The organism is Phaeovulum sp. (assembly GCF_047638075.1).
In the GTDB taxonomy this organism is placed as follows: Bacteria; Pseudomonadota; Alphaproteobacteria; order Rhodobacterales; family Rhodobacteraceae; genus UBA6197.
This window is the reverse complement of sequence record NZ_JBLJBV010000001.1, coordinates 49,025-61,413: the sequence shown is the minus strand read 5'-3', so window position 1 is coordinate 61,413 and position 12,389 is coordinate 49,025. Positions and strand designations below refer to the sequence as shown.

At 62.0% G+C, this 12,389-nt stretch carries 12 protein-coding genes; 3 read left to right on the top strand and 9 right to left on the bottom strand.

The window, feature by feature from the left end:
- Positions 1-304 precede the first annotated feature (304 nt).
- Entirely contained in the window at positions 305-1,180 is an 876-nt protein-coding gene (gene dapA / locus ACM62R_RS00270; RefSeq protein WP_415182062.1) for a 4-hydroxy-tetrahydrodipicolinate synthase, read from the bottom strand.
- A gap of 149 nt (positions 1,181-1,329) precedes the next feature.
- Between dapA and ACM62R_RS00265 the strand changes: the two genes are divergently transcribed.
- On the top strand, positions 1,330-3,273 hold the full coding sequence (locus tag ACM62R_RS00265; protein WP_415182061.1) for a transglycosylase SLT domain-containing protein: 1,944 nt from the start codon (positions 1,330-1,332) through the stop codon (positions 3,271-3,273).
- On the opposite strand, the gene ACM62R_RS00260 is transcribed toward ACM62R_RS00265, so the two are convergent.
- Both ACM62R_RS00260 and mnmD read right to left on the bottom strand, forming a co-directional pair.
- Positions 3,248-4,138, bottom strand: coding sequence for a DMT family transporter (locus tag ACM62R_RS00260; protein WP_415182060.1), 891 nt, complete (start codon positions 4,136-4,138; stop codon positions 3,248-3,250). The two genes, ACM62R_RS00265 and ACM62R_RS00260, sit on opposite strands and share 26 nt — an antisense overlap.
- A complete protein-coding gene (mnmD, locus tag ACM62R_RS00255) occupies positions 4,135-4,827 on the bottom strand; it encodes a tRNA (5-methylaminomethyl-2-thiouridine)(34)-methyltransferase MnmD (RefSeq protein WP_415182112.1) in 693 nt (230 codons plus the stop codon). Before mnmD ends, ACM62R_RS00260 begins: the two co-directional genes overlap by 4 nt.
- 41 nt (positions 4,828-4,868) lie before the next feature.
- Here mnmD and ACM62R_RS00250 point away from each other — a divergent pair, with 41 nt between their 5' ends.
- Positions 4,869-5,927 carry an NAD(P)/FAD-dependent oxidoreductase gene (locus ACM62R_RS00250; RefSeq protein WP_415182059.1) on the top strand — a complete coding sequence of 353 codons (1,059 nt, stop codon included), beginning with the start codon at positions 4,869-4,871 and terminating at the stop codon, positions 5,925-5,927.
- A gap of 60 nt (positions 5,928-5,987) precedes the next feature.
- On the opposite strand, the gene ACM62R_RS00245 is transcribed toward ACM62R_RS00250, so the two are convergent.
- From ACM62R_RS00245 to menC, 5 genes are all read right to left on the bottom strand, one after another.
- Positions 5,988-6,431: a molybdenum cofactor biosynthesis protein MoaE gene (locus tag ACM62R_RS00245; protein ID WP_415182058.1), complete on the bottom strand. Its 444-nt coding sequence runs from the start codon at positions 6,429-6,431 to the stop codon at positions 5,988-5,990.
- Between the two features lie 5 nt (positions 6,432-6,436).
- Positions 6,437-6,685 carry a molybdopterin converting factor subunit 1 gene (gene moaD, locus ACM62R_RS00240; protein ID WP_415182057.1) on the bottom strand — a complete coding sequence of 83 codons (249 nt, stop codon included), beginning with the start codon at positions 6,683-6,685 and terminating at the stop codon, positions 6,437-6,439.
- Positions 6,678-7,349, bottom strand: coding sequence for a CDP-diacylglycerol--glycerol-3-phosphate 3-phosphatidyltransferase (gene pgsA, locus ACM62R_RS00235; protein WP_415182056.1), 672 nt, complete (start codon positions 7,347-7,349; stop codon positions 6,678-6,680). Before pgsA ends, moaD begins: the two co-directional genes overlap by 8 nt.
- Positions 7,350-7,443: 94 nt before the next feature.
- Entirely contained in the window at positions 7,444-8,163 is a 720-nt protein-coding gene (locus ACM62R_RS00230; RefSeq protein ID WP_415182055.1) for a GNAT family N-acetyltransferase, read from the bottom strand.
- Positions 8,160-9,299 carry an o-succinylbenzoate synthase gene (gene menC / locus ACM62R_RS00225; protein ID WP_415182054.1) on the bottom strand — a complete coding sequence of 380 codons (1,140 nt, stop codon included), beginning with the start codon at positions 9,297-9,299 and terminating at the stop codon, positions 8,160-8,162. The genes ACM62R_RS00230 and menC overlap by 4 nt, the downstream gene beginning before the upstream one ends.
- 115 nt (positions 9,300-9,414) lie before the next feature.
- Between menC and ACM62R_RS00220 the strand changes: the two genes are divergently transcribed.
- Positions 9,415-10,302 carry a MurR/RpiR family transcriptional regulator gene (locus ACM62R_RS00220; protein ID WP_415182053.1) on the top strand — a complete coding sequence of 296 codons (888 nt, stop codon included), beginning with the start codon at positions 9,415-9,417 and terminating at the stop codon, positions 10,300-10,302.
- A 9-nt stretch (positions 10,303-10,311) separates the two neighbouring features.
- Here the strand turns inward: ACM62R_RS00220 and uvrC are convergent, their stop codons facing one another.
- The gene (gene uvrC / locus ACM62R_RS00215) at positions 10,312-12,213 is read right to left on the bottom strand and encodes an excinuclease ABC subunit UvrC (RefSeq protein ID WP_415182052.1); all 1,902 of its coding nucleotides are present in this window, start codon (positions 12,211-12,213) and stop codon (positions 10,312-10,314) included.
- Positions 12,214-12,389: the final 176 nt, after the last annotated feature.

The window sequence follows — 12,389 nt, the reverse complement described above, 5'->3', positions numbered from 1 at the left end:
ATAGCAAGCGGGCTTTGCGCAAGACCGTGTGAGTTGCGTGTTCTGATGCCGGTTTCAGCCGCAACCTGCTGTTGTTTGGGGAAATAGTGGCGGGAAACTGCCTATTTTGCAGGCATCACCCGTTGTTGTTGCCCGCAAAGCCAGGGCGAAGGGTGTCATCGGGCGGTTTTCGGCCCTCAAAATGGCAAAGAGAATCGCCATCAGGGACCGTCAAACCCCGTAAGGCCTGATCGCGGCCTTTCCAGTCTGACTGTCCCTGACGCAAGCGCCACGATTGACCCCCAAGCCGCGGGGATCAGGTATTTCAGATCAAACCCGCATGGCGCATGGCCGCGTCAATCTGTGCCTTGGTCGTATCCAAAAGCGGGGTTAGCGGCAGCCGCACGGTCTCGGTGCAGCGCCCCAGCTTGGAAACGGCATATTTCGCCCCCGCCACTCCCGGCTCGATGAAGATCGCGGTGTGCAGCGGCATCAGCTTGTCTTGATACTCAAGCGCCGTGGCGTAATCGCCGCGCAAGGTGGCCTCTTGGAACTTTGCGCACAGATGCGGTGCCACGTTCGCCGCCACCGATATGCAACCAACCCCGCCGTGCGCATTAAAGCCCAACGCAGTGGCGTCTTCGCCTGAAAGCTGAATGAAATCATGGCCGCAGGCCTGGCGTTGCAGGCTGACACGCTCAATCTTGCCGGTGGCGTCCTTGACCCCCACAATCCGCGGCAGTTTGGCCAGTTCGGCCATCGTTTCGGGCGCCATGTCCACGACCGAACGACCGGGGATATTGTAGATGATGATTGGCAGGCTGCTTGCGTCATGCATGGCTTTGAAATGCGCCACCATCCCGCGTTGGGTGGGTTTGTTATAGTAGGGCGTCACTACCAGTGCCGCATCGGCCCCCACAGATTGCGCGTGCCGGATCAGGTTGATCCCCTCTGCTGTCGCGTTGGAACCGGCCCCCGCAATTACCGGGATACGGCCATCGGCGGCTTTGACCACCTCAGAAATGACCTGCATATGTTCATCATGGCTAAGTGTTGGGCTTTCGCCGGTGGTGCCAACCGGAACAAGCCCATGGCTGCCCTCGGCAATATGCCATTCAACCAGTTTCCTGAGCGCGTCCAGATCCAGCGCGCCGTCTGGTTTGAACGGCGTGACCAAGGCTGGGATGGACCCTTTGAACATGACACGCTCCTATGTTGAGATGGGCGGATTCGCCCCGTTAAAGGTGCGCCGGACCCTAGACGAGGCCTGCGCGCTTGCCAAGTTTGTGTATTGCACAAATATGGAAGGAAAGGCAGGAAGGGAAAAACAGGTCGTGATCCTTGCCAAATATGCGTGATTTTACCAAAGCCGGGCTGTGGGCCGTGGTGCTTTCGGTGGCCGTTTGCGCCGCCTACCCCGTGCGCGCCGATGATCCGGTGGCGCTAAGACAGGCGCTTGCCGCCGTTGGGGCCAAGGATTGGCCTGGCGCGCTGCAACAGGCGCGGGCCTCCGGGCCGCTGGCGTTTGATATTGTCGAATGGCACCGTCTGCGTGCCGGGCAGGGCAGCTTTGCCGATTACGCCGATTTTTCCACCCGCCGCGCCGATTGGCCGGGGATGGCGCTGTTAAGGCGGCGGGGTGAGGCCAACTTGTCCGAGGCCACACCGGGCCAGATCGTGACCTATTTTGCCGCGAACGCGCCCCTGACGGCGGCAGGTGCAATGGCCCTGATTGATGCGCATCTGGCGCAGGGCGACACGGCCAAGGCGCAAAAGGTGGCCGCCGCCGCTTGGCGTGGGCTGGATCTGTCGGCCGAGGAAGAGGCCGCGTTTCTGACCCGTTTCCCCACCCTTCTGGCCGATCACCACGGCGGCCGCATCGCCTGGCTTTTGGACCGGGGCGAGGCGACCGCGGCCAAACGGTTACTGGCCCTTGCTACCCCCGGCACCCGCGCTGTGGCTGCGGCGCGCATTGCCTTGCAATTGGGAACGGGGGGCGTTGATGCGCTGATAGCGGCGGTGCCGGAACGGATGGCGGGTTCGGCCGGGCTTGCACGCGACCGGGCCACCTGGCGCGGCCGCAACGGCGCCGAGGATAGCGCCGCAGACCTGCTGTTAGAGCGTTCCACCGCGGCCGATGCGCTGGGTGAACCCGCGCTTTGGGCCCGGCTGCGCGCCAATCTGGCGCGGCGCGACCTTAGGATGGGCGAGTTTCGCCGCGCCTATAAACTGGCGGCGCGTCATCACCTCAAGGCCGGGGCCGATTATGCTGATCTGGAATGGCTGGCGGGCTACGCCGCGCTGCGGCTGAACGATGCCCCCACCGCGCTGCTGCATTTTCGCCATCTGGGCGATGCGGTGTCCAGCCCGATCAGCCTGTCGCGGGCGGGCTATTGGCAGGGCCGCGCGCTGGATGACATCGGCAATGCCGCCGAGGCACAGGCGGCCTATGCCAGTGCTGCGCGCTATCAGACCACGTTCTATGGCCTGCTGGCGGCGGAACGGATCGCCGCCCCGATGGACCCCCAGCTTATCGGCCAAGACCCGCTGCCCGACTGGCGCGGAGCCGCTTTTGCCGGGGATTCGCGCTTTCAGGCCGCTGTTTTGCTGCATGGCGCCGGCCGAATTGACCTGACCGAGCGGTTTTTGCTGCAACTGTCCGAAGGTATGGGCACGGATGATATTGCCCGCCTTGCCCGGCTGGCACTGGACTGGAACGATGCGCATCTGGCGCTGATGTTGGCCAAGAAGGCGGCGGAACAGGGCGTCGTGCTGACCCCGGCCTATCTGCCGCTGTCGGGGCTGGAGACCACGCATCTGGGCGTTCCGACAGAGCTTGCCTTGTCGATCGCGCGGCGCGAAAGCGAATTTGATCCGGTGGTCGTATCAGGCGCGGGCGCGCGGGGGCTGATGCAGGTGATGCCGGGCACTGCCAAGATGATGGCCGAAAAGCTGGGGATCGGCTATGAGCTTGCCCGTCTGACCTCGGATCCCGCCTATAATGCGCAGCTTGGGGCCGCGTATCTTGCGACCTTGCGCGACGAATTCGGGCCCTCGCCGGTGCTGGTGGCGGCGGGGTATAACGCCGGGCCGGGGCGGCCGCGCCGCTGGATGGCGGAACAGGGCGACCCGCGTGCCGAAGGTGTGGATGTGGTCGACTGGATCGAGATGATCCCCTTTTCCGAAACCCGCAACTATGTGATGCGGGTATCGGAATGTCTGCCGGGCTACCGCGCGCGGCTGAGCGGAAAACTGTCTCCGATACGCTTTACTGAGGAGCTGAAGGGACGCTGACCCCTTTGACCCGCGCCCGCCACAGCGTGAACAGGCCCGCCCCCACCACAACCACGGTGCCCAAGGCGACATTGGGGCGCAACACCTCGCCAAAGATGGTGATACCCAGAACGGTCACGAAAACCAGCTGCAAATAGGCAAAGGGTTGCAGTGCCGATGCCTCGGCCTCTTCGTAAGCGCGGATCAAGAACCAGTGGCCGCCGGAACCGGTCAGGCACAACAGGGCCATCCAGCCCCAATCGACTGCCGACATAGGCTGCCAGAACCATACCCCCGCCAGGGTGGCAACGACCGCCCCGATCGTGCCGGTCCAGAAAAACGACACGGTGGCGCTGTCTTTGCGCGCAACATAGCGCGTCAGTAACCCGTAAAGCGCGAACATGAAGGCCGATACCAGCGGAATCAGCGCAGCAGGCGCAAACACCGTAATGCCCGGCTGCAGAATGATCAGCATGCCCACAAAGCCGATGCCGATTGCCGTCCACCGCCGCCAGCCGACCTTTTCACCCAGGACAGGGCCAGACAATGCCGCGATCAGCAGCGGGTAGCAGGCAAAGATCGCGTGGCTTTCGACCAGGCCCAGAATGACAAAGCCCTGAATGATTATCAGAATTTCGGCCACCAACAGCACCGCACGAAGCGCCTGTATGACGGGTTGGCGCGTAGCCATCGCCGCCGGTATGCCGCCCGGTTGCCGCGCGGCCAGTGCCGTGACGAACGCCGCAAAAAACCAAAAGCGGATCATTACCACCATATAAACGTTATATTCCCCGGCCAGATGCCGCGAAATGGCGTCTTGAATGGCAAAGATGAAGCTGGTGGCTACCATCAGCAAAATGCCTTTGCGCAGGTTTTGTTCTTTCATTGCGTGGCCTTCAATTGCCCCTGGCTCATATGGCGTTTGCGGCCGTGCCCCGGCGCGCGGATGACGGAAAAACCCGCATTTGCCAACCCTCGCCGTACGAAGCCGGCGGCGGTATAGGTGGCAAAACTGCCGCCCGGCGCAGTATGGCGGGCGACCTCGGCCATCAGGTCGGGCGACCACAGTTCGGGGTTCTTGGCAGGGGAAAACCCGTCCAGATACCACGCATCGGCATGACTTTGCCATGCAGGTAGCGTGGCGCGTGCATCCCCCATAACGACATCTACCCGCAGCGGGCCAAGGGTAAAGCGGCGCAGACCCGCAGCCCAAGCGTGCAGAAAAGGGTCCGCGCGGGCCCCCACCTCGGGAAAGTTGGCAAGGGCGCGGGCAATGTCGGCGGCGGGCAGGGGAAACGCCTCGAAACTGGTGTAGTGAACGGGGCCGGGCAGCCCGTCACAGGCGATCAGCGTGGCCAGCATGTTCAGCCCGGTGCCAAAGCCCAACTCGGCAATGCGAAAGCCGGGGGCCAGCCGGGCGGGCAGCCCATTTCCGGCCAGAAAGACATGGCGGGTTTCTTCCAATCCATTGGAAACACTGAAATATGGATCATCAAATCTGGTCGAGACGGGGGTCAGCCCATCACGCCACTCAGGGCTGTTTTCGTCAAGGTTGCTATGGTCTTGGGCGTGCATCTGGATTAGTCCCCGGTCGGGCGCAACCATGACGAAGGGGAATGGCATTGGCAACTGCATTTCAGGCAGAGGTAACGGTGCGGGGCGGCGGCGTCTTTGGCCTGTGCTGTGCGTATGAATTGGCGCGCCGGGGCACCCGTGTGCGACTGATTGAGACCACGCGCCTTGGCGCCGGGGCCAGCGGTGGGAATGTTGGTGCGCTGGCGCCTCATGTGCCTGAACTCTGGAATCCGAAAAAACAGTTTCAATTGGAAAGCCTGCTGATGGCGCCCGCCTTTTGGGCCGGGGTGGCGGCCAATGGTGGGCAAGATGCCGGCTATGCGCAAACGGGCCGCATCCAACCTATCGCTGACGCCCAGGCCGTGGCCCGTGCCAAGGCGCGAACGGGTGGCGCCGTTACGCTTTGGCAGGGTAAGGCCGTATGGCGCGTGGCGCCGGTAGAGGAGTTTGGGGTCCTCGCCCCCGCCTCACCAACCGGGTTGCTGGTGCATGACACATTGTCCGCCCGCGCCAATCCGCGCCGCGCGCTTGCAGCACTTGCCGCGGCGCTTGTCGCCTTGGGGGGGCAGATCGTCATCGGTGATGCGGCGGATCAGGGTGCCGTGATCTGGGCCGCCGGTGTGCAGGGGCTGGCCACACTTGGGGCGGGGCTGGGGTGTATGGTGGGCGGCGGTGTAAAAGGGCAATCCGCACTTTTGGCATATGACGCGGGCCCCGTGCCGCAGATTTTTGCGGACGGGTTGCTTATCGTTCCCCAGGCCGATGGAACCGTTGCAATCGGGTCCACCTCAGAGCGTTATTATGCCGACCCAACCAGCACCGATGCGCAACTGGACGATCTGATTTCCCGCGCCCGCGCGCTGTGCCCGGTGCTGGGCGATGCCCCGGTTCTTGACCGCTGGGCCGGTGTTCGCCCGCGCGCCAAGACACGCGCGCCAATGCTGGGCGCATGGCCCGGCCGCCCCGGACACTTTATCGTCAATGGCGGGTTCAAGATCGGCTTTGGCATGGCCCCGAAGGTTGCCGTGACCATGGCCGATCTGGTGTTGCACGGTGAAGATACCATCCCCGACGGCTTTCGCGTGGCGGATAATCTTTAACGCCGCGCGGCTTTGCGCAATCCGGATCAATGGCCAAAGGGCCCTAGCTGACAGATCAATCTACCAGCGCAGCAATGCCTTTTCGTCGCTGTCCTTGGCGGCAACCCAAGTGGTGCCATCGGCGCGAATTTCCTTTTTCCAGAACGGCGCGCGCGATTTCAGATAATCCATCAGGAATTCGGCGGCTTCAAAGGCGTCGGCGCGGTGACGGGCGGCGGTGGCCACCATCATGATCGGTGCCCCAACAGTCAGGCGCCCATAGCGGTGGATCACCCGGCAGTCGGCCAGATGCCAGCGGCCCTCTGCCTCTGCGACGATCTCGGTAATGGCGCGTTCCGTCATTGCGGGATAATGCTCGATTTCGAGCGCGGCCAGATTGCCGCTATCGTCGCGGACCATCCCGGTAAAGGTGACGATCGCCCCCACATCGGCGCGCCCCTTGCCAAAACCGGCAACCTCTGCGGCCAGATCAAAGACCGCCTCTTGAACAGAAACCCTTGCCATGAGGATCAGCCCCCGGTCATCGGCGGAAAGAAGGCCACTTCGCGCACGCCCGCCAGGGGTGCGTCAAAATCAGACAGCTCCTGATCCAGCGCCACACGCAGGGCGCTGACGTCGGCAAAGGCGGCGGCATAGCGGTCTTCGCGCGCGGCCAGTTCAGCGACAAGCGCGGAAACGGTCAACGCCTTTGTTTCCACCCGCTCTTTTGCCAGTCCAACCCGTTCGCGCACCCAGGCAAAATAAAGAACATCAACCATCGGGACGATCCTTCAGATAGGGAAGCGACTTGCGGAAATAATCCCACCCTGTCGCCAGTGTTAGCCCCGCCGCGATCCAGATCAGTACCAGCCCGATCAGCGTGGCCAAAGATGAACAGCCGCGTGTGCCGCAGCTTCGCACCGGGTCCGCCAGCCCTGCACTGACGGCCTCGGCATATTGGGCGGTGGTCATGCCGCGCCGGGCTATACCTTCGAGGTGCTCAAGCCCGGTGCCCAGAAACAGCACCGCTATTGCTACCATCTGGGCGGTGGTTTTCCACTTTGCAAGGTAGGTGACACTTAGCATGCGGGCATCGGCGCCCAGAAACTCGCGCAGGCCAGAAACAAAGACCTCGCGGAACAAGATCACGGTTACTGGTAGAATCAGCCAGGGATTCATGCCCGAATAGCCGGTGATGACGACCAGCGCGATCACTACCATCGCCTTGTCAGCGATTGGGTCCATAGCCGCGCCAAACCGGGTTTCCTGCTTCCAAAGGCGTGCCAGATAGCCGTCAAACCAGTCAGTCACCGCCGCCGTGATGAACAATGTCAATGCAAACCAATCGGCCCATGGTCGATGGAAATACAAGAACATGACCGCCACGCCCGGCGCAGCCACCAGACGAACAATTGTCAGGATATTTGGTATATTCCATCTCATGCAGGGATTCGTAGCTCATTCCGCAAAGGGGGGGTAGTGGATTCTTGGAAAGGTGCATAGGCGCCCCGTCGATCTGTGCGCCTATGCGGGCAGGTCAGCGTGGCAACAGCAGATAATCGCGCGTTTGTGCGCTATAGGCGGCAATTTCCAAACCTCGTGCAAAGGCTGATTGCATCTGCGCGCGCACCCGTAGACGTTCTCCCTGTGCGGTGGCGGGGTCCGTTTGCAGCAAGGCGCCAAAATCTACCGGAATCGCGATGCGTTCGGCCTGCGCCATTTCCTTGGCCGACAGCGGCGGTTGCCCCGCGATAGAGGCGGCCACGTTGGGGCTGTCCAGATGCCAGTCCAGCATCAGCCGGTCAGACGGCACGCCGGCGTTGATGCCTGCCATCACGCCGTAATAGTCGGGCAGATAGGTGTGCGAACGTCCGCCCAACCTGCCCACATTCAGTTGCGCATTGGCGGCGCGTATCGGATCATAGGTCCAGCGCACATGGGTGATACCGCGCGAAAGGCACCAATCGCGCTGATAAAGCTTCAGCCCGGCCCCTAGCCCCATCCCCCGCGCCGCGCCCAGAACCGCCAGCCGATGCGAATGCTGCACCTTCGGGTCACGGGTGGGAAAGGCAAAGACATAGCCCAGCAACTCTGCCCCTTGAAACGCGCCGGCGACCAGACCGCCTTCGGACTGGATCACCATCATCAGATCGGCGGGGTCTTCCTTGTCGCCCTTGCCCCAGACGGCACGTTGCAGCGCCTCGGCCTGATCAAATTCGGCTATTCCTGAAAGGTCACGCAAGATGACGCCGGTCATGGGGCGAAGCTGTCTGTGCCAAGGGTGACATCGTTCAGGAACGCCCAATCCAGATGTACACCGATACCCGGCCCCGGCGGCACCGGCATCAGCCCGCCCGATGCCTCCAGCTTTTCCACCGTGATGTCGCGCGCGAAATAGCGGCTGGCCGAGGACGTATCGCCGGGTTTGCGGAAATTGGGCAGGGTGGACATGTGGATATTCTGCGCCCGGCCAATGCCCGATTCCAGCATGCCGCCGCACCAGACCGGCACCTCGAACGCCGCGCAAAGATCGTGGATGCGCCGCGCCTCCAGATGGCCGCCGACGCGGCCCAGTTTGATGTTGACCACCCGCGTCGCATCCGTTTGCAGCGCCTTGCGGGCATCGGCCACCGACCGGATGCTTTCGTCCAGACACAGCGGCGTTGCCAGCCGCGATTGCAGCACCGCATGGTCGTGAATGTCATCCCAAGCCAGCGGCTGTTCGATGTAATCCAGCCCGAACCCATCCATCTGCCGCAGCATCGCGCTATCGGCCAGCGTGTAGCAGCTATTGGCATCGACGCTTAGATGAATGTCGGGAAAGGCCGCGCGCACCGCCCGCAACAGCGCCAGATCATGCCCGGGCATCACCTTCAGCTTGATCCGCTTATAGCCCTGTTCGTGATGCGCGCGCACCCGGTCCAGCGTTTCTTCAACCGGGCCGATGCCCAGCGATACACCCACCTCGATCTGATCGCCCGCACCGCCCAGCAACCGGCCCAAGGGTAGGTTCAGCGATTTCGCCCATAGGTCCCAAAATGCGGTTTCCACCAAAGCCCGCGTCATCTGATGCCCACGCCAATGCGTCATCACCCGTTCCAAGGCCTGCGGGTTTTCAAAGGCTTGGCCTGTGATCTGCGGCAAGATCGCTTCACGCAGCAGCGCCATGGCCGAGGGGATCGTTTCATCCAGATAATCGGGCTGCGGGTCCATCACGCCCTCGCCATAGCCCTCAAGCCCGCCGCTGCGCAGGATCAGCAGGGGAAAAACCTTGTCATACATGGTCCCGGTCGAGATTGTGAAAGGCGTCAGCAGCGGCAGCCGCACCAGCCGCAGTTCGGCACTGTCGATCCGAAGGGGGGGCATGGGGGGGGAATCGGGCAGGGGGGGCATGGCAGGCTCCGTCTTGGGGTGGGCAAAGCCTAGTGGAAAATGTTTTTCTTGCAAATAGGAATTTATGATAGTTCTCTTGCATGAGTGCTGATTCAAGAACCGGACAGGCGGGCATTTGACCGACGCAACAGAACCCCGTGATCTACGCAGCCGATTGGCCGCCCCGCTCGAAACCGGCTCAAGGGCCGAACGGGCGCTGGCTGGGTATATGTTAAGCAGCCTTAAAAGCCTGCCGTTTGAAACGGCGGCCAGTCTGGCGCAAAAAGTTGGTGTCTCCGAAGCGGCCGTGGGGCGGTTTTGCCGGGCAATCGGCTATCAGCATTTCAAAGACCTCAAAGCTAGCCTTCGCGCCGATTTCGGTGACCACGCCTGGCTGATCGGTGACCGTCTGCGGCAGTTCCATGAACGCTCCGGTGAGGGAAGCGATCAGCAATCGCGCGCGTTGGAACAGGAATTGGCGGCCGTGGTGCAAAACCACGAAACCGCCGCCTCGGCTGTGTTCAGGCGGGCGGCCAGACGGTTGGCGCATCACCCAAAGGTGTTTGTCGCAGGGTTTCAGACCGAACGCGGCCACGCGATGACACTGGCACATGGTTTGCAATACCTGCGCCCCGAGGTGCATCTGGCCGACCTTGCAAGCGGCCATTTCGCGGACGTTCTGTTGTCTGATCCGGGCAGTGCCTGCCTGATCATCGTAGATGGCAGACGCTATTCGCGCCACTCGCCACTATTGGCCGCCAAGGCACGCGAGGCGGGGATTCCGGTCACGCTGATCACTGATCCTTATTGCGACTGGGGCCGCGACCTGGCCGATGAGATGTTCGTGGTCGAGACAGACCTGAACCACTTCTGGGATGCAACCTCGGCGATGTCGGGGTTGATCGGGCTGATGCTGAATGCGGTGTTCAAAGAGCTGGGTCCGCAGGTTGAAGACCGGATGCTGCGCGTCTCTTCTCTTTATGGTGCATTTGTTGGCCATTCAGGGCAAGGCCGGCGCGAATAGGCGCAGCACCTAGCCTTTGGTGTTGAAAAAGTCGTGGATGATCCGCGCCATCGCCTCGGAAATGCCGGGGACGACCTGCAAATCCGGCAGGCCCGCGCGCGATACCGCCTTGGCGCTGCCGAAATGCGCCAAAAGGGCGCGTTTGCGCGCGGCCCCAACACCGGGAATATCATCCAGCGGGGTGGCCGACACTGCCTTGGCCCGTTTCGCCCGGTGCGCGCCGATGGCCCAGCGGTGGGCCTCGTCGCGCAGGCGTTGGATGAAATACAGCACCGGGTCGTTCATTCTTAGCGCAAAGGGGCGCTGGTCGGGGCGGTGGAATTCTTCCTTGCCGTGGTCGCGGTCCACCCCTTTGGCGACGCCGATCATCGGAATGTCTTCGACCCCCAGATCATTCATGATTTCAGCCACCGCCGAGACCTGCCCGGCGCCACCGTCGATCAACAGCAGGTCCGGCCAGCTTTCGGTTTCGCGGTCGGGATCTTCTTTCAGCAGACGCGAAAAGCGGCGGGTCAGCACCTCTTTCATCATGCCAAAGTCATCGCCGGGGGTCAGGTCTTCACCGCGAATGTTGAATTTGCGGTATTGGCCTTTGATGAAACCCTCTGGCCCGGCCACGATCATGCCGCCAACGGCATTGGTGCCTTGGATATGGCTGTTATCGTAAACCTCGATCCGGCGCGGCGGGCCGTCCAGCGCGAAAGCCTCGGCTAGGCCTTCCAGCAGGCGCGACTGCGCCGCCGATTCCGACATACGCCGGGCCAGGCTTTCACGGGCATTGCGCGCCGCGTTTTCAACCAGTTCGGCCTTTTCGCCGCGCATGGGCACGGCCAGGTCCACCTTGCGGCCGGCGCGGTCAGACAAAAGCTGCACCATCAGATCGGCATCCTCGATCGGATGCGACAGAAGGATCAGGCGTGGCGGCGTCTTGTCATCGTAGAACTGACCCAGGAACGCCTCCAGCACCTCGGGGGCCTCGGCGCCGGATCCGGTTTTGGGATAGAAATCGCGGTTGCCCCAGCTTTGGTTTGAACGGATGAAAAACACCTGCACACAGGCCTGACCGCCTTCCATGTGAACCGCTACCACATCCGCCTCGGCCACGCTTTGCGGGTTGATGCCCTGCGGTTGTTGTACCGCGGTCAGCGCCTTGATGCGGTCGCGCAGGGCGGCGGCGCGTTCAAACTCCATCGCGTCCGAAGCGGTGGTCATCTCTCGCGCGAGATCTTGCTGAACCGAGGTTGACTTGCCCTGCAAGAAACGCTGCGCATCCGCCACCAGAACGGCGTAATCGTCCTGACTGATCTTGCCGACGCAGGGGGCGCTACAGCGTTTGATCTGGTAAAGCAGGCAAGGCCGGGTGCGGCTGGAAAACATCGCATCCGAACAGTTGCGCAGCAAAAACACGCGCTGCAACTGGTTCAGCGTACGGTTTACCGCCCCGGCAGACGCGAAGGGGCCGTAATAGTCGCCCTTTTCGGTCTTTGCGCCGCGGTGTTTCTTGATCTGCGGGAAGGCGTGGGTTTTTGATACCAGAATATTGGGAAACGACTTGTCGTCGCGCAACAGCACGTTGTAACGCGGCTTTAGCTGCTTGATCAGATTTTGTTCCAGCAACAGCGCCTCGGTCTCGGTGCGCGTGGTCAGGAACATCATCGAAGCGGTTTCCTGGATCATCCGCTGGATCCGCGCCGAATGACCGGTCACGCGCGCATAGTTTGACACCCGTGCGCGCAAGGCCCGCGCCTTGCCGACGTAAAGCACTTCGGCCTGCGCATTCAGCATCCGGTAGACGCCGGGCGAATGGTCCAGCGACTTCAAATAGGAATGGATCAAGGCATGCCCGGTCAGCGGCAAAGGTTCCGTTGCGTCACCTTTTGGCTGATCCGGGCCAGACTGATTTTCGCTCATCTCAAACTCTCGATTCTCGGGCGTCGCTGCAACCATACGCCTTTGGGCGCAAGTAGAAACCTGTCCACGGAATCTGTGGATAACTCTGTGAAAAACAATTCAGAAGCGCCGAATTTTCCTTGTATTCAGCATCGTTCACCGGATTGCCTGTTTTTTGGGCGATTTCGTAAACGATT

What these genes read in the sequence shown, in the direction of transcription:
- dapA (WP_415182062.1), bottom strand. Translation starts at nt 1,180, where the DNA reads ATGTTCAAAGGGTCCATCCCAGCCTTGGTCACGCCGTTCAAACCAGAC.
- ACM62R_RS00265 (WP_415182061.1), top strand. Translation starts at nt 1,330, where the DNA reads ATGCGTGATTTTACCAAAGCCGGGCTGTGGGCCGTGGTGCTTTCGGTG.
- ACM62R_RS00260 (WP_415182060.1), bottom strand. Translation starts at nt 4,138, where the DNA reads ATGAAAGAACAAAACCTGCGCAAAGGCATTTTGCTGATGGTAGCCACC.
- mnmD (WP_415182112.1), bottom strand. Translation starts at nt 4,827, where the DNA reads ATGCACGCCCAAGACCATAGCAACCTTGACGAAAACAGCCCTGAGTGG.
- ACM62R_RS00250 (WP_415182059.1), top strand. Translation starts at nt 4,869, where the DNA reads ATGGCATTGGCAACTGCATTTCAGGCAGAGGTAACGGTGCGGGGCGGC.
- ACM62R_RS00245 (WP_415182058.1), bottom strand. Translation starts at nt 6,431, where the DNA reads ATGGCAAGGGTTTCTGTTCAAGAGGCGGTCTTTGATCTGGCCGCAGAG.
- moaD (WP_415182057.1), bottom strand. Translation starts at nt 6,685, where the DNA reads ATGGTTGATGTTCTTTATTTTGCCTGGGTGCGCGAACGGGTTGGACTG.
- pgsA (WP_415182056.1), bottom strand. Translation starts at nt 7,349, where the DNA reads ATGAGATGGAATATACCAAATATCCTGACAATTGTTCGTCTGGTGGCT.
- ACM62R_RS00230 (WP_415182055.1), bottom strand. Translation starts at nt 8,163, where the DNA reads ATGACCGGCGTCATCTTGCGTGACCTTTCAGGAATAGCCGAATTTGAT.
- menC (WP_415182054.1), bottom strand. Translation starts at nt 9,299, where the DNA reads ATGCCCCCCCTGCCCGATTCCCCCCCCATGCCCCCCCTTCGGATCGAC.
- uvrC (WP_415182052.1), bottom strand. Translation starts at nt 12,213, where the DNA reads ATGAGCGAAAATCAGTCTGGCCCGGATCAGCCAAAAGGTGACGCAACG.